13 protein-coding genes are annotated in these 16,269 nt (G+C 64.1%); 4 read left to right on the plus strand and 9 right to left on the minus strand.

What is annotated here, in order from left to right; translation table 11 throughout:
* The first annotated feature begins 8 nt into the window (after nucleotides 1-8).
* On the plus strand, nucleotides 9-797 hold the full coding sequence (locus CIC12_RS27235) for a TadE/TadG family type IV pilus assembly protein (protein WP_168668759.1): 789 nt from the start codon (nucleotides 9-11) through the stop codon (nucleotides 795-797).
* Complete coding sequence (locus CIC12_RS27240) at nucleotides 797-1,717, plus strand: lytic transglycosylase domain-containing protein (protein WP_446728045.1); 921 nt, start codon at nucleotides 797-799, stop codon at nucleotides 1,715-1,717. The genes CIC12_RS27235 and CIC12_RS27240 overlap by 1 nt, the downstream gene beginning before the upstream one ends.
* A 38-nt stretch (nucleotides 1,718-1,755) precedes the next feature.
* Here CIC12_RS27240 and CIC12_RS27245 read toward each other — a convergent pair whose 3' ends face one another.
* The 7 genes from CIC12_RS27245 to CIC12_RS27275 all read right to left on the minus strand — a co-directional run bounded on the left by CIC12_RS27245 (nucleotide 1,756) and on the right by CIC12_RS27275 (nucleotide 7,938).
* Nucleotides 1,756-2,136: an Hpt domain-containing protein gene (locus tag CIC12_RS27245; RefSeq protein WP_168668761.1), complete on the minus strand. Its 381-nt coding sequence runs from the start codon at nucleotides 2,134-2,136 to the stop codon at nucleotides 1,756-1,758.
* Nucleotides 2,133-2,774 carry a response regulator gene (locus tag CIC12_RS27250; protein WP_168668763.1) on the minus strand — a complete coding sequence of 214 codons (642 nt, stop codon included), beginning with the start codon at nucleotides 2,772-2,774 and terminating at the stop codon, nucleotides 2,133-2,135. Before CIC12_RS27250 ends, CIC12_RS27245 begins: the two co-directional genes overlap by 4 nt.
* 118 nt (nucleotides 2,775-2,892) lie before the next feature.
* Nucleotides 2,893-3,276, minus strand: coding sequence for a hypothetical protein (locus CIC12_RS27255; RefSeq protein WP_238812912.1), 384 nt, complete (start codon nucleotides 3,274-3,276; stop codon nucleotides 2,893-2,895).
* 157 nt (nucleotides 3,277-3,433) lie between these two features.
* Nucleotides 3,434-4,273, minus strand: a complete 840-nt coding sequence (locus tag CIC12_RS27260; protein WP_168668767.1) for an ABC transporter permease — start codon at nucleotides 4,271-4,273, stop codon at nucleotides 3,434-3,436.
* 15 nt (nucleotides 4,274-4,288) lie between these two features.
* The gene (locus CIC12_RS27265) at nucleotides 4,289-5,557 is read right to left on the minus strand and encodes an ABC transporter permease (protein ID WP_174772221.1); all 1,269 of its coding nucleotides are present in this window, start codon (nucleotides 5,555-5,557) and stop codon (nucleotides 4,289-4,291) included.
* Between the two features lie 132 nt (nucleotides 5,558-5,689).
* Entirely contained in the window at nucleotides 5,690-6,739 is a 1,050-nt protein-coding gene (locus CIC12_RS27270) for an ABC transporter substrate-binding protein (protein ID WP_168668771.1), read from the minus strand.
* A gap of 101 nt (nucleotides 6,740-6,840) precedes the next feature.
* Nucleotides 6,841-7,938 (minus strand): ABC transporter ATP-binding protein, encoded by a 1,098-nt coding sequence (locus CIC12_RS27275; protein WP_168668773.1) that lies wholly within the window; start codon nucleotides 7,936-7,938, stop codon nucleotides 6,841-6,843.
* A gap of 172 nt (nucleotides 7,939-8,110) precedes the next feature.
* On the opposite strand from CIC12_RS27275, the gene pdxR reads away from it, so the two are divergent.
* A complete protein-coding gene (gene pdxR / locus CIC12_RS27280; RefSeq protein ID WP_168668775.1) occupies nucleotides 8,111-9,658 on the plus strand; it encodes a MocR-like pyridoxine biosynthesis transcription factor PdxR in 1,548 nt (515 codons plus the stop codon).
* A gap of 52 nt (nucleotides 9,659-9,710) precedes the next feature.
* On the opposite strand, the gene CIC12_RS27285 is transcribed toward pdxR, so the two are convergent.
* A complete protein-coding gene (locus CIC12_RS27285) occupies nucleotides 9,711-13,511 on the minus strand; it encodes a DUF748 domain-containing protein (protein ID WP_168668777.1) in 3,801 nt (1,266 codons plus the stop codon).
* Nucleotides 13,512-13,813: 302 nt separating this feature from the next.
* Nucleotides 13,814-15,223: a DUF1254 domain-containing protein gene (locus tag CIC12_RS27290; protein WP_168668779.1), complete on the minus strand. Its 1,410-nt coding sequence runs from the start codon at nucleotides 15,221-15,223 to the stop codon at nucleotides 13,814-13,816.
* Between the two features lie 317 nt (nucleotides 15,224-15,540).
* Here CIC12_RS27290 and CIC12_RS27295 point away from each other — a divergent pair, with 317 nt between their 5' ends.
* The gene (locus tag CIC12_RS27295; protein WP_168668781.1) at nucleotides 15,541-16,206 is read left to right on the plus strand and encodes an FMN-binding negative transcriptional regulator; all 666 of its coding nucleotides are present in this window, start codon (nucleotides 15,541-15,543) and stop codon (nucleotides 16,204-16,206) included.
* The last annotated feature ends 63 nt before the right edge of the window (nucleotides 16,207-16,269 follow it).

Raw genomic sequence — 16,269 nt, forward strand, 5'->3', positions numbered from 1 at the left:
GTCAATCGATGGTGGAATTCATCGTGATTGCGCCGGTGCTGCTGTTCGTCTGTTTCGGCACGCTGCAGTTCGTGCTGCTGTATCAGGCGAAGGCGACGCTGGATGTCGCCGTGATCGAAGCAGCCCGCGAAGGCGCGGTCAACCACGGCTCAATGCAGGCGATGCGCAACGGACTCGCGCGCGGCCTCGCGCCGCTCTACGCGCGCAAAGCGAGCACCGACGGCGCCGCCGACGCGCTGGCGAAAGCGCAAACCGATGCCGCCGACTTCAGCGCGATCACGATCCTCAATCCGACGGCGGCGGCCATCAGGGACTACTCGCAGCCACGCTATTACGCAGACGAGGCGGCCACCTATATGGAGGTCCCCAACGATTCGTTGATGTATCGCGATTCGTCGATCCCGGTCGATGCGAAGTCGGGCGTGAATATCCAGGATGCAAACCTGCTAAAAATTCATGTGCACTACTGCTATGACATGTATGTGCCGCTCGCCAATAAGGTGATCTACTACGCGGCCAACATAATCGGCAGCATCGGCACGGGCGGCCTTCTGACGCGCGAGCCGGCCAATCTGAACCAGGAACCGTATGGCTACCCCAAAAACGGCGACGATCTTTGCCGTATCCGACTCAAGGATGGCATCGAGACGAGCCGCTGGCCCCTGTCGCTGGATTCAGAGGCGATCGTGCGCATGCAGTCGCCGATCAGGGCTTCTGCCTTGAATGACTCGCCGAATCCGTCGGGTATTCCTATCGCCTACAGCAGTAGCCATTCGTCGAATGCTGCGAGTCACTGATGGCGGATCGTGTGGAGAAGGAATTGTCCGCGTTATATCGGGTGGTGTCGGGCGCGGCGTTGAGGGACAGGATGTCATGCCGGTTGCCGGGGTCGCTTGAGTCGCTTGGGTTGCTCGGATCGCTTGGGTTGCTCGGGTCGCTTGGGTTGCTCGGGTCGCTTGAATCGCTGGTGCTCGCCGGCGTGGTCGCGGCAAGCTGGTGCGTGCCGGGCTACGCGCTCGCCGCCGACAGCGCATCGGTTCACCCACGCCACACGTCGGGCGTGATCATGATGATCGGCGGCATGACAGACGACAGCGACCCTGCAGCACCTCCCGCCGCGGCGCCAACGGAGGCCTTTTCACGTCCGGAATACACCAGCGCGCACGCCGTGCTACTCGAGCCCGGCGACTCGCGATTGACCGGCGCGATCCGGCAAACGTCCGCATCGGTCGCCGCGCGCGTGATGGCGCTGTCGCCGATCATCGACGAAGCCGCGCACGTCGCGGGTATCGACAGTGCGCTACTGATGGCCATGATCGAAGTGGAATCCGGTGGCAACCCGCAAGCGGTGTCTCCCAAGGGCGCGACCGGCCTCATGCAGTTGATGCCCGGTACGGGCCAACGACACGGTGCATCGAATCTGTTCGATCCGCGCCAGAACATCGGTGCAGGCGCGCGTTATCTACGAGAACTCACGCAGCAGTTCGGCGAGCTGCCGCTCGCGCTCGCGGCCTACAACGCTGGCGAAGGCGCGGTGCAAAAGTATGGCGGCCACATACCGCCGTACGCGGAAACGATGAGCTATGTGCCCAAGGTGATCGCGCGATACAGATGGTATCGCGCGGCGCTGGCAGCCGCGAGCAGTGCACGGGTACAGGAGGTGGCGGAGGACGTTCGCGGGCGCTCGCTGGTGGTCCGCACCGGAACCGGCGACTGACCGGTTATCTGCCGGGACCGGTGACAGGCGCGCATCGCTCAACTCAGCGCAAAACGGACATCGCCCACCGCTGCGTCGATCGACAGTTTCAGCTTCGTCAACGCGTCGACCAGCAACGGCACGAGCGTCCCGACCACCGGCTGCTGCCGCTCACGCGCCGCCGCTTCGATTGCGGCGAGCAATGCAATCAGTTCATTGCAATCGAGCAGACGCGCCGAACCGGCGATTCGATGCGCGGCACCCGCCACGGCGTCCCACGACGACGCCGCGACACTCTCCTGCAACGACACGAGCGCCGTTCGATTAGTTTCGCTAATCATTTGGAGCAGATACTGGGCGACCCGGTGATCGTCGCACGCCAATTCGAGTGCTTTCGCGTGCAGCGCACGCGCTTCGTACGTGGGCATCGGTGAATTCATCTCGTCGAAGCGATCCGGCAACGCCGCGCCAGATCGATCAGTTCCACCAGCGATTTCGCACCGACCTTCTGCATGATGCGGGTTTTGTGGCTGCTGACCGTCTTGTTGCTGATAAACAGCGCGTCGCCGATCGCCTTGTTCGACATGCCTTTCGAGAGCATCTGCAGGATGACCAGTTCCTTATCCGACAGCAGCCTCACGCGCTCTTCCTCATCGACGGATGCGCCGTGGGCAGGCGGCAGGCCGCTCGCGGTCGTCACCGGAAACACGGAGTAGCCCGCGAGGACGGCCTCCACACCCCGCATGATCTCCTTCATCTCCTGTGACTTGCTGACGAAACCGTGGACACCGCAGCGCATCGCGCGCGGCGCAAACGTGGCGGGATCGTGGCCCGACAGCACGAGCATCCGGATCGGCGGATGGGCGAGTTTCAGGCGCGGAATCACGTCGAGCCCGCTGATGCGCGGAATATCCAGATCCAGGATGGCGAGTTTCGGAGTGTGCTGGCGGGCCAATTCGACGGCGGTCTGTCCGTTGTCGGCCTCGATGACTTCCTCGATACCCAGCAACTGCATGAGCTGCATCTTGATGACCATCCGGAATGCCGGATGATCGTCGATAACCAGAATCGTTGACATGTTGAACTCCCCCTCGAAATTTTTTCGACGCCGCACGTTGCTCGTCATCGAACCGCGCGGCGTGCCTGTTTGTTATTTGCGTCGTACGGCTCGGCCTACGAAGCCGCAGCCGCCAGTTCTATCTCCACCTGGCGATTGGGCGCGAGGCATCGCTCCAGTTCATTGCGCTTGGTTTGCCGGCATTCGGCTCGCGGACTCGAACTGCCTTGACCGTGAACCACGGCGGTAATCTCACGCCGCGCGTTCGCAGATACTGCTCGACGGGTCGCGCGCACAGCAACGCCGTGCGGTGGTCGCAGGCGTCGCCGCCGCGGCGATGGGTGTAGCGGATAGTTGGTTTGCGGGTGGCGCCCGCTTTTTTTGGGTCGAGCGCGATGGCATTGAAACGAAGCTTGCCGCCGCGCAGCATCGTGGTGGCGATGCCGAGCCGTTCACGCGCCGCATGGTCAGTGCAGCCGGCCAGGGCCAACGAACCACCCAGCGTCGTTAGCGGGAATGTCATGGTCTGTCTGCGCCGAGCGCATTCTTTTTAGAAGGCTCAAAGTATGCAGACCCGCAGACCCGCGGGGAATGGGAGCAATCTTAGAATCGCGTCAGAGAATCATCCTATCGCAATGCCGCACGGGAACCGGTTGGTCTCCCGGCGGCACTGGCCCCGCTCAAACCCTGACTGCCCGCGCGGCGTTGCGTCCGCGCAGCCATTCGAGCGCCAGCAGCAGGGATGTCGAGAAGACGATCAGAATCGTCGCGAGCGCGGCAATGGTCGGGCTGATGTTCTCGCGGATGCCGGTGAACATTTGCCGCGGCAGCGTGGTTTGATCCGCGCCCGCGAGAAACAGCGTCACGACCACTTCGTCGAACGACGTCGCGAACGCGAACAGCGCGCCGGAAATCACGCCCGGTGCGATCACCGGCAGCGTGATGCGAAAAAACGTCTTCAGCGGATTCGCACCCAGCGACAAGCTGGCGCGTACCAGGTTGTAGTTGAACCCCTGCAGCGTGGCAGCGACGGTGGTGACGACGAAGGGCACACCGAGCGACGCGTGCGCGAGGATCAGACCGAGGTAGGTATTCGCGAGCCCCAGCGGCGCAAAGAACAGATACATGCCGACGCCGACCACCACCACCGGTACGATCATCGGCGAGATCAAAATCGCCATCAGCAGGCCTTTACCGCGAAAGTTCGCCTTGGTCAGCCCGACCGCCGCGAGCGTGCCGAGCACGGTCGCGACCACCGTTGCCGAGGGTGCGACGATGAAGCTGTTTTTCGCGGCCATGCGCCACTCGTCGGACACGATCAGATTCTGATACCAGCGCAGCGACCAGCCCGGAATCGGATACACCAGGAACGTGCTCGACGAAAACGACAGCGGCACGATTGCCAGCACGGGCAGGATCAGGTACAGCAGCGTCAGCACCACGAGCGCGCGCAGCACGAAATACCACACACGCTCGACCAGTGACGTATGCGGTGCGAACAGGGGCTTGGCAAGTTTCATCGCAATGCGCTCCGTTCAGCCGAGACTCAATGAAGAACGCGTGAAGCGTCCGTAGATCACGTACAGCACGAGCGTCGCGGCCAGCAGCAAGCCGCCGAGTGCGCACGCCATGCCCCAGTTGATCGTCACGTTGGTGAAGTACGCGACGTAGTAGCTGACCATCTGGTCGTTAGGTCCGCCGAGCAACGCGGGCGTAATGTAGTAGCCGATCGCGAGAATGAACACCAATAGCGCGCCCGCGCCGACGCCCGGATAAGTTTGCGGCACATACACGCGCCAGAACGCGGCGAACGGATGACTGCCGAGCGAGATCGCGGCGCGCTGGTAGGTGGGCGGAATCGATTTCATCACGCTGTACAGCGGCAGGATCATGAACGGCAGCAGAATGTGCGTCATCGAAATGTAGACGCCGGTGCGGTTGAACAGCAGCGCGAGCGGATCGTGCAGCAGGCCGCTTGCGATCAGCGCCTTGTTCACGAGCCCTTCGCTTTGCAGAATCACGATCCATGCGGCGACGCGCACGAGGATCGACGTCCAGAACGGAATCAACACGAGAATCATCACCAGATTCGCGCGGCGCTCGGACAGCGTCGAAATCCAGTACGCGAGCGGATAGCCGAGCAGCAGCGTGAACAGCGTCACCGCCGCGCCGATCACGAACGTGCGGCTGAACACCTTGAGATAGATCTGCTGATCGGGATCGGTCGGGATAATGCGGCCGAACGCGTCCTGCTTGTGGTCCAGCGATGCGAGCAGGTAGAACGGCGAGAACGTGCCGGCGTTTTTCGCAATGGCCTGCCAGTACGCGATGTCGTTCCAGCGTTCGTCCAGTTCGACGAATTTCGCGCGTACCTGCGGAGGTGTCAGATGCAGGGGCTGGCTGTTGTCGTCGACGAAGGGCATCGCGCGCGCGGACTTCGCGACCAGCGAGCGAAAGCCCGGAATCTCCACGTTCAGACGCCGCGCGAGCGCGCCCATGCCGTCGCTGTCGGCGACCGCGGTGAGGTCGGTGGCAAGCGCGGCGAACGCGGCATCCGGCGGCGGCGCTTTGCGGTCCCAGTTACTCAGCGCGGTGAGCGTATGCGGCAACGCGTTGGCGACTTCCGGGTTCTGCGCGGCGCGCGTGAGCAGCGCGCCGATCGGCACGACGAAAATGAGCAGCAGGAAAATCGCGAGCGGCGCGATCAGCAGCAGCGCCATTGCGCGCTTTCTGGATTCCGCGGCTTTCAGTTCGCGCTTGAGGCGCCCGGTTGATTCAGGCGTCGAATCGGCGGCGATCGTCATCGTAGTCACACCTGTTCTCCCACGTCGCATCCGAGCGTGCGCGGCCGGCTTCGAACCCGCGCGCACGTTTTCATGTATCGATACGGCGCGGCCCCGCCTGTCGCAAAGCCGCGCCCTCCTGCCTCGATCCGCTTACTTCGAAGCCCACGAAGAAAAGCGCTGTTCCAGCTCATCACCGTGATCGGTCCAGAACGCCAGGTTCTGCAATACCGCGTTCTTGCCGTTGGCCGGCGAGTTCGGCAGATTCGCGAGCGTCTTCGGGTCGAGCGCCTTGATCGCCGCCACGTTCACGGGACCGTACGCGATGTGCTGCGCATAGTCCTGCTGCGGTTTCGACGACAGCGTATAGGCGATGTACTTCTCCGCCACCGCCTTGTTCGGCGAGCCCTTCGGAATCGCCCAGTAGTCGAGGTCGTAGATGCTGCCGTTCCACACCACCTTGAGGTTCTTGCCTTCCTTCTGCGCGGCGTCGATGCGGCCGTTATACGCGGTGGACATCACCACGTCGCCCGCGACGAGAAACTGCGGCGGCTGCGCGCCCGCTTCCCACCACTGGATGTTCGGCTTCAGTTCGTCGAGCTTCTTGAACGCGCGGTCCTGGCCTTCCTTGGTGGCGAGCACCTTGTAGACGTCCTTCGGCGGCACGCCGTCGGCCATCAGCGCGAATTCGAGGTTGTAGCGCGCGCCCTTGCGCATCGCGCGCTTGCCGGGGAATTTCTTCACGTCCCAGAAATCGACCCAGCCGTTCGGCGCGGTTTTCAGCTTGTCGGCGTTATACGCGAGCGCCGTCGACCACACGAAAAAGCCGACGCCGCAAGTTTGCGGCGCTTCGGGAATCAGATCCGACTTCTTGCCGATCTTCGACCAGTCGAGCTTCTCGTACAGCCCTTCGTCGCAACCCCGGCCGATGTCGCCCGATTCGACTTCCACCACGTCCCAGTTCACATGCTTGGCTTCGACCATCGCCTTCACTTTGGCCTGCTCGCCGTTGTACTCGACGGCGGTGACCTTATTGCCGGTTTGCGATTCGAACGGCTGGTTGAAGGCGGCTTTCTGCGCATCGCCATTCGCGCCGCCGAAGTTGACGACCGTCAGCTCGGCAGCATTGACCTGCGCGGCTCCCAGCGCGAGCGCGAGCGCACCGACAGCGATGGCGCAGCGCGATTTCCCGATCTTGTTCATGGTGTGTTCTCCTTTGGTGGTGTGCATCAAGCTGAGTACAGTGCGACTTGTTATGTGCTGCTTTGCCTTGCCTGCGTCGAACCGCTGGGCGTTCGACACGTTCACGCCGCCGCGAACACCCGCAGATGCTCGGGCGCAAACTCCAGTGCGACGGGCGCACCAGGCGAGAAGGTGTCGAGCGCGGCGGTGCCGAGCGGCACCTTGACGAAGCACTCGTCCTGCTCACGCACGCCGCAGCGCATGCGCACGTGGTCGCCGAAATAGATCAACCCGCGCGCTTCGCCGCTGAGCGCGTTGGCGCCCGGCCGCGTCGAACCGTTCGCGAGTTTCATGCGCTCGGGCCGGATGCAGGCGATCGCCGGGGCGCCCGTGCGCGCATCGCCGATATTGCGCCCGGTCAAACGCGTGCCGTCGCTCAGATGAAGCTCGCAATACTCGCCGTCGACATTCGCGACCGTGCCGCGCAGTTTGTTGCTGTCGCCGATGAAGTTCGCGACAAACTCGTTGCACGGCGATTCATAGAGGCGATCAACCGTATCGAGCTGCTGCACGATGCCTTTGTCGAACACGGCGACGCGGTCGGACATGGTGAGCGCCTCGCCCTGATCGTGCGTGACGTACACGAAGGTGACGCCGAGCTTCTCGTGCAGCGATTTGAGCTCGTACTGCATGTGTTCACGCAACTGTTTGTCGAGTGCGCCGAGCGGCTCGTCCATCAGCACGAGCTTCGGTTCGAACACCAGCGCCCGCGCGAGCGCGATGCGCTGCTGCTGGCCGCCGGACAGCTGCGCCGGATAGCGTTTCGCGAAGCTCTCCATGCGCACCATCTTCAGCGCGTTGTGGGTGCGATGCGCACGCTCTTCAGCGGAATGCTTGCGCACGGTCAACGGATAGGCGACGTTCTGCTCGACCGTCAGATGCGGAAACAGCGCGTAGTTCTGAAACACCATGCCGATGTTGCGCTTATGGGGCGGCACCGTATTGAGCAACGTGCCGTCGAGCCAGATTTCGCCGCCGGTGGGAAATTCGAAGCCCGCCAGCATCATCAGACAGGTGGTCTTGCCTGAGCCGGACGGCCCGAGCAGCGTCAGGAACTCGCCCTGATAGATATCCAGATCGAGCTGTTTGACGACCAGCGTTTCGCCGTCGTAGGTCTTGCGTACACCTCGAAAGCTGACGATCACGTCATCGGTTTTCATGCCCTCGTCTCCTGTCGATGGGAGTTGGCGCTTTAGCGCTTACTCCGATCCCATGCAGTTTCATCCGGCGCGCACCTGCTGCAGGCAGCGGGATTGCATCGATTGCGTGGCTCACTATAGACCGTTACGGTTCTACAATATGGAACCATTTCATTATTCCGGATAGAACCACTTGGACACGGTGATCTTGTCGGATTGGCTCGCCGCGCGGCTCGACCGCGGCGCCGCCGAACCGGTCTACCGGCAGACGTTGCGGCTGATGCAGCAGGCCATCCTGACCGGCCAGCTGCCGCCCGGCACCAAGCTGCCCAGCTCGCGCACGCTCGCCGAAGACCTCGGCGTCGCGCGCAATACGGTGCTGCACGTCTACGACCAGTTGACTGCCGAAGGCTATGTGATCTCGACCACCGGCAGCGGCACCTATGTCGCCGACACGCGCCCGGACTCGGCCGCGGTGAATACGCGCCGCAAACCGGCGGTGGTGGAGGCCGGCGCACGCGGCGCGTTGCCTGGGGAAATCCCGACGCCACCCAAACGCGACTTGAGCGACCTGTCGAATCGCGGACGACGCCTGATCGACAAGGCCGGCGTCTCCGCCAAGCAGTGGGGCGCGTTCATGCCGGGCGTGCCCGATGTCGCGGAATTTCCCGCGCGCACGTGGAGCCGCCTGCAGGCGCGCTTGTGGAAGGAAGCCAATCCCGATCTGCTCACCTATGCGCCCGGCGGCGGCTACCGGCCGTTGCGGCGCGCGCTGTCGGATTATCTGCGGGTCGCGCGCTCGGTGAATTGCACGGCGGACCAGATCATCATCACGACGGGCATTCATCAGTCGATCGACCTTGCGGTGCGCCTGTTGACCGACGTCGGCGATCGCGCGTGGGTCGAGGAGCCGTGCTATTGGGGCGCGCGCAGCGTGCTGCAATCGTCGGGGGTGACGCTGGTGCCGGTGCCGGTCGACGAGGAAGGTCTGAATCCACGCGAACAGGATCTGCAACAGCCGCCGCGGCTCGCACTCGTCACACCATCGCATCAATATCCGCTCGGCATGGTGATGAGCCTCGCGCGCCGCCGCACGCTGCTCGAATACGCGCGCCAGCACAACGTGTGGATCATCGAGGACGACTACGACAGCGAGTTCCGCTACGGCAGCCGCCCGCTCGCGTCGCTGCAGGGACTCGACGGCGCCGGTCAGGTGATTTACGTAGGCAGCCTCGGCAAGATGCTGTTTCCGGGCTTGCGCATGGGCTACATGATCGCGCCGGAGCACCTGGTGGATACGTTTCGCACCGGCGTCGCGGAACTGTATCGCGAAGGGCAGTTGATGCAGCAGGCCGTGATGACCGACTTCATCATGGACGGGCATCTCACGTCGCATGTGCGGCGCATGCGGGCGCTGTACGGCGAGCGCAGGCAGATTCTGATCGACGCGATCACCGCGCGCTTCGGCAGCGAACTGCCCGTGATGGGCGACGAGGCGGGTCTGCACCTGGTGCTCGGTCTGCCGGAACACGCGAACGATCGCGCGGTGACGTCCGCCGCATTCGATGCCGGCGTGATCGTGCGGCCGCTGGCGAGCTACTATAGCGTCGATCCGCCGCCACGGCGCGGACTGCTGCTCGGCTATGCGTGCGTGGCGAACGACAAGATCGGCCCCGCGTTCGACACGCTCGCGCGCGTGATCGAGCAGACCGCGTTGAAAGCGCCGACGCGCGCCGCCTGATCGACAAGCAGCGCGTCACGCGACGCGTGGCGTGGCAAGCCGCGCACACCGCTCACTTCAGACCGAAGTCCACGCGCGTGGTCGCGCCCTTGTCGTTGATGCCGTCCGCGGTCAGCTTCGGCGCGACGATGAACACGCGGTTGCTGTCGATCTTGCCGTCCAGATACTGCTGCACGCTCTGCGCCCGCTGTTGCGCGAGCTGGCGCAGGCTGGCTTCGTCGATCGGCGCGTTGGCCGCCAGCGCGCCCTTCATGTCGTCGTCCGGCACGCTTTTGGTCAGCCCGACGAAGTTGCGCGGCTTCTTGAAGTCCGCGGCCTCGTAGGCCTTCGTCAGATACTTGTCGTACTCCTTGGGATCGATCGTGACGCTCGACAGATCGACACTCTCGCCGTTGCCCACCACGTCCTTGATCTTCTGCTGCTTGACGAGGCGCTCGACGTATTGGGTGCGCAACGCCGGTTCATCGACAGCCGGATCGACCCGGCCGATCAGATCCATACGCACCGAGCTCTTGTCGGCCAGCGCCTTCACGATCGTATCGAGCTTTTTGGTGTCGGCGTCCGTGAGTTTCGACGAGCCCGGCTCAAACTCGACATAGCCCAATTCCTCGCCGCCACCGCCGAATGCATTGGCGATCAGCGAGAACGGCGCGGTCACCGCTTTCTGCAACAGATTGAGCACCGCATGCCAGATCAGGCCGCCGACGCTGAACTCGGGATTCGACAGCGAGCCCGACACCGGCAGATTCACGTCGATCTCGCCGCGCGAGTTCTTCAGCAACGAAATCGCGAGACGCACCGGCAGTTTGGTCGCCGTGTCGTTGTCGATGTGATCGCCAAACGTGAGCTGGTCGATGAACAGGTGGTTGTCCGCGTTCAGTTGATCGTTGTCGAGCTTGTAGTGCAGATCGACGTTCAGCTTGCCCTTGGTGATCGGATAGCCGGCATATTTCGACGAATACGGCGTGAGGTTGGTCAACTCGATATCGTGCGCGCTCGCGGTCAGATCGAGCGCCGGTTTGGCGATCAGCGGATTGACGGTGCCGCGAATCGACAGCGGTCCGTTGGCCGCCAGTTTCGCGGCGATGTCCACCGGCGCGGGCGTGCTCGACTGCGTGCCGAACGCGCCGACCGTGCCCTGGATGCCGACCAGGTTCGCGGTGAAATTCGGCTTGATGAAGTTGTCCGTGTACGTGACGCGGCCCTGCTGCAGCACCAGTTGACCGAAGTGCAGCTTGACCGGGCTTTGCGGCGGCGTGGCGGCCGTGACCGTGGCGGGCGCGGCAGGCGTTGCAGACGAAGCCTGCACCGGCGCGGACGCCGCGGCCACTGCCGATGCCGCTGCGGGCGTCAGCTGCACGGGTTCGGCGCCCCTCTTGTCGCGCGTCAGCGATTGCGCGGCGCCGTCTTCATGCGCGACTACGTCGCTCAGATTCAGCTTGCCTTGCGCGTTCAACAGCACGCTTCCATAGAATTTCGTGAACGTCACGCGGCCCGCGTCCACCACTGTGCCGTGTTCGTCGTAGTCGGCCTTCAGGTTGGACAGCGCGAGCGAGCCCCATCCCGCGAACGGGTCCGAGGTCGCCTTGTCGAGCATGCGCACGTCGACGAGTGCCATGTCACCGTGATAGTTCGCCTTCAACGACTTCGCCTGTGTTAGCGCGAGATCGCCGTTCGCATTGAGCAACGCGCTCGCGATCACCGCGTTCAGCTTGCCGCCGAAGTACGGCTCGAAAGCCGCCGCGTCGAGCCGGTTCGCGTTCACCTTGACGGCCACCTTGAGCGGCGTCGCCGTGACGTCGCCCTTCACGCCGAGGGTGCCCTTCTTGTTCAGCGTGGCCTGCAGATCGACCGGCAGCGGACGACTCAGGTCGTCGCTGATCTGCTGCACTTTCAACTGCAGCGGCGTGATGCTCAGCTTCACCGGCTGCGGCGTGGTGTGGTCGGTGAAATTGGCGGTCGCGTCTTTCAGCGTCAACTCGCCGATCTTGTAGTGCCACGCCGGACCCTCGGCGTGCGCCTGTTTGGCCGCGTGGACCGCGGTGCGCTGCTGCGCGGCTTCATGCGGACCGGCAAGCGACGCGAGGTTGATGCTGCCGTCTTTGAGCCGCTGCGCGTCGATCGCGAGGCCGGTCGTGGCGACGCTGGTCACGTCCGCCGTGCGCGCGGCCAGGTCCACCTGCTTGACCACCACGCTGCCCTGCGCGAGCGACACCACCGGCTGTTTGTCGCCACGCGCGGCCAGCTTCAGCGATTGCAGGTCCAGTTGCGTATCGGCGACCATCACGGCCGCTGGCGACTTCGACCAGTTCGTGTCGATATTCGTCGTCACGGACAGCGCGCCGTCCGTCACTTGCGCGGCGGTTGCGGTGTCGAGATAGGGCTGCAACTGCGGCAGTTTCAGCGACTTCAGATCGAGCTTCGCGCTGGCCGTTTTCGCGGCGAGTCCGAGTTTGCCGTCGGCGGCGAGCGAACCGGCGCCGTCCTTGAAGTCGGTGTTCAGCGTGTAATGCGCAGGCGCGTTGGCGAGCGTCGAAAAATCGTTCAGCGTCACCGCGAGTTTTTGCAGACCGAGATCGACAGGACGGGAGGCCGCTTCGTCGTGCACGTTGACGGTGCCGTCGTTGAGCACGAAACGTTTGATCGACAGGTCCAGCGGCGGGGCTTTTTCCGCGGTGTTCGCCTTCGCGCTGGACGCCGCTGCGGGTGCGCTCGCCGCGGGTTGCTGCGCCACCGCTTCGGTGCCGGACGCACTCGCGGAAGCCGCCGCGCGCGTCGGAGCCGGCGCGGGCGCGAACATGCGCTCGACGCTCAGCACACCGTCCTTGTCACGCGCGAGACGCGCGCTCGGCGCATCGATGCGGATCTCGTCGAAGTGATAAAGGCTCTTCAACGGCTCCAGCGTCGCCGCGGCGACGTGCACCGCGCGCGCCGCGAAGAACGGCGCCTTGCCCTGATCCTGCACGTCCACGTCGTTCATGTCGACGGTGCCGGCCACGCGCAGCGAAGGCGCGTCGTTCGACATCACGAAGTTGAGCTTCAGATCGGTGGACAGCTTGCCGGACTGCACGATCACCGGCAGCCTGGTCGGCACATAGGACATCAGGCGCGGCACGTCGAGCCCGTCGAAACGCAGCGACACTTCCGACTCACGCGACGCCGCGAACGGCTTGGTCTTGCCATCGATGGCGAGCGGACTGCCGTCGATGCGCGCGCGCAGCAGCGGCTCGACGAAGATATCGGTTTTTGAAGGCAGCGTGGCGATGAACGGAATGCCGAGTTTCCATTGATCGATCACGTGCGTCGCCCCAAGCAGCTTGTCGTCGAACGTGATCTGCCCGTTTTCGAGGCGGATGTTCGACACCGAAAAGCGCGTTGGCTTGCTATCGGGTTTGGCCGGCTGGTTCGCGAACTTCTCGATCAGATCGGTGAAATTGAAGCGCTGCGCATCGTAGCGAACGATGTGAAAGCGCGGCGAGTCGAGCTGCACTTCGTCGACGATCGGCGCGCCGCGAAACAGCGAACTCCACGACGGCTTGACGATGAGCCGCTCGATATCCACGAAATCGCCCGCGCCGCCGCGCTCGCCGACACGCACGCGATCGGCTTCGAGCCGCAGCGTGTATGGATTGAGCGCGATGCGGCCGATCGTGGCCGGACGATCGAGCTGCTTGCTGAGTTGTTGCTCGGCAACGTGACGAATCAGCGGCGGTGCCGCGAAAAAGCCGAGCAGACCGAACAATACGAGAAAGATCAGCAGACCTATGAGGACGCGCCGTGTACGGCGTGACTGCGCGGCTTCGCGCACGGTCTGTATGGAAGAGGCTAGTGATGCTTTATTGAGGCTTGCCATGCTCGGTTTTGGGTAGTGCGGCGGCAAGCCCGCCGCGAAAACGAAAATCCCGCAAGCGGCAGTATAAGGTGTGAACGTGGTGTGGGATAGGAATGTCAGCCGCGGCTTCAAAATTCGGCTGGGTGATGGCGCCGTTTGTCCGCCGCGGCGAGGCGATGAACAGACGGCGTCCGATGCGTCAGCGGGTGCGTGGCTGTCATCTCGCTGACGCATTGCGCCGGCAGATTTCACCGGCGCGTTTCGTCGACACAGTTGGCTCGCGCAGTTAGCGCGATTTCATTAACACAGTTGACCGAAACATTTCACTGACGCACGACGGCAGGCGGTTGCCAGCTGCCGTCGGTGGCTTGCGGTTTCGGTGCGTAAAGCCGCAGCACCAGTTGCATATCCGTGCGCGGCGCCGGTAGCCAGTTGCCGTTTCGCGCGCGCGTGGACGACACGGTCACATCGAGCGAACCGTCGCGATTGCGGCGTGCGCCGTTGCGATCGCCCACCGCGAGACGCGCCGGCGCGCTGTCGCCCAATGCGCCGTCGCGCGTGTAGGCGGTGATCGACCAGAAGCCGTGCACCGGCGGCAACTGATTCGGCGCGAAGTGAATGACGTAGCGGTTCGCACCGTTCAGCGGATGGCCGTCGCTGTCCTGGGTGACGACCGCGCGCACTTCGTCGTCGCGGGTGCCGATGCCCGGTTGCGCACTCGCAGCGTAGGCGCGCAACGCGTAGTCGGGGCCGTAGTTGCCGACGCCTTCGCCGAACCAGCTCCAGCCATTGCCGGCCAGCACGTTGGAAGGCGGTGTCCCGACACGCTCGTGGCCGTCGGCGAGACCTGCTGCGATCGCGTTGCGCGCGCCAGGCAGCTTCACCGGATTGCCGGGCGTCACACCGAGGTCCGCGAGAATTTTCAACGCGTGGGGATCGGCCGGTGTCGGTGGATTGTCAGGCAAGGCGTCCGCCAGACGGCTGAAGAAGCCGTTTGCGTCGAGCGCGGCCACTTGTGCGGCGGCCGGCGCGTTATCGGCGGCGTTGCCGCGCGGCGGCGCGACCGGGGCCGGAGCCGAGCGCGAATCGGCCGCATAGGCGCTCAGCGGCGCGACGCGAATCGCACGTTGCAGTTTGCGGACCGCCGCCAGGTCGCGTGCGCCGTTCGACTGGATGCGCACGCTCACCCATGCGTTGGCGGTCGGCACGTCGACGCGCTTTACGCCCTTGGGCAGCTCGCCCTGCCAGCCCTGGCCGACGAACGCAATGGTCTGCGCCTTGATGCCCTTGGCGCTGGTCGCGAACTGCGGGCCGGTCGACCACACCACATTGGTCCACATGTCGAGCACGCGGGCATCGACGTAGCGGCCGTGCGAGTCGGGCAAGGACACGAGCACCGGCTCGCTGCCGACGTCGAGCCAGCCGGTCGAGTCGAGTGTGTCGACGCCCGGCTGCGGCGGATTGGCCGCGCCGATCGGCGGCAGCGCCTGGGCGTGCCGCAGCGTATTGAGAGGCGCCTGGCCCGGATCGGTGCCGACCGCGGCGTCGCGCGCCACCCCCATCAGCACGAGCGGATAGCCGAATACGTACGAATCGGCGACTTCATCCTTGATCCAGCCGGTCGATTTGGGCGTCGCGGACGGGGTCGACGCGCAACCGGCCAGAAAAGCGAGGCCTGCGAACGATGCGCAGGTCCAGTGAATCGAAAACAGTTCTCGGCGATTTTTTATCATTCGTTCAGGTGGCGGAACGTGCGGTCCTATGGGAGATGCCGGTGCGCAGCGATGCCTGCATGCGTGGCCTCCCAAAGCCCAGCGCAGCCAGACCGCGATTCGCGATGCCGACAACATCGGGTTGTATCGTATCCTTGCTAACCAGGCAAGCGCAAAGGCGGAGATCGCGGCTTATCGCACGCGGGAGTGATCCATCCAGGATACGGTTGACGCTTTTATGCAGATTCGCTCCGGCGCGCGGCACCTGTCGCGCTTGCCGACATACCGACGATTTTTCCCTTTACGTCTTTTCGCCCTTTCGTATCCGGAGCGCTTCAATGTATATGCCCGCCCATTTCGAAGAGAACCGTCCAGAGGTTCTCCACCGCCTGATCGCCGAGCAGCCGTTCGGCGCGCTGATCACGAACGGTCCGAACGGGCTCGACGCGAATCATTTGCCGTTCGAAGCGCAGCTCGTCCCTGCGGGGGACGACGCTTCGGCACCGCAAAGCCGCTATCTGCTGCGCGCCCACGTCGCCCGCGCGAACCCGGTCTGGAAAGAAGCCGCCACCCATCCCGACGCCCTCGTGATCTTCCAGGGCCCCGCCGCTTACATCTCGCCGACGTGGTATCCGAGCAAACATGAAGCGCATCGCCAGGTGCCGACGTATAACTACATCGTGGTGCATGCGCACGGCCGGATCGTGGTGCGTGACGACGAGCCGTTCGTGCGCGGTCTCGTCGCGCGGCTCATCCGCAAGATGGAAGCCGGCGAAGCGGTGCCGTGGAAGATGGGCGACGCGCCCGCCGACTTCATCACGCAGATGCTCGGCGCGATCGTCGGGATCGAAATCGAGCTGACGCGCCTCGTCGGCAAATGGAAACTCGGCCAGAACAAGGAAGCCGCCGACCGGCGCGGCGCGGCCGACGCGCTGCTCGCGCGCGCCAGCGATCAGCAGCAGGCCGTCGGCCAGGCGATGCTGGACGCGCCGCCGGCTTTCTGAGCGAACGCTTGCGATGGCCGCTCGCCGCCGCATCGTCGGTCCTTGACATTCCCATCATGGGAA

Origin of the sequence: Paraburkholderia sp. SG-MS1, from assembly GCF_012275575.1 — a bacterium.
Classification (GTDB): Bacteria; Pseudomonadota; Gammaproteobacteria; order Burkholderiales; family Burkholderiaceae; genus Paraburkholderia.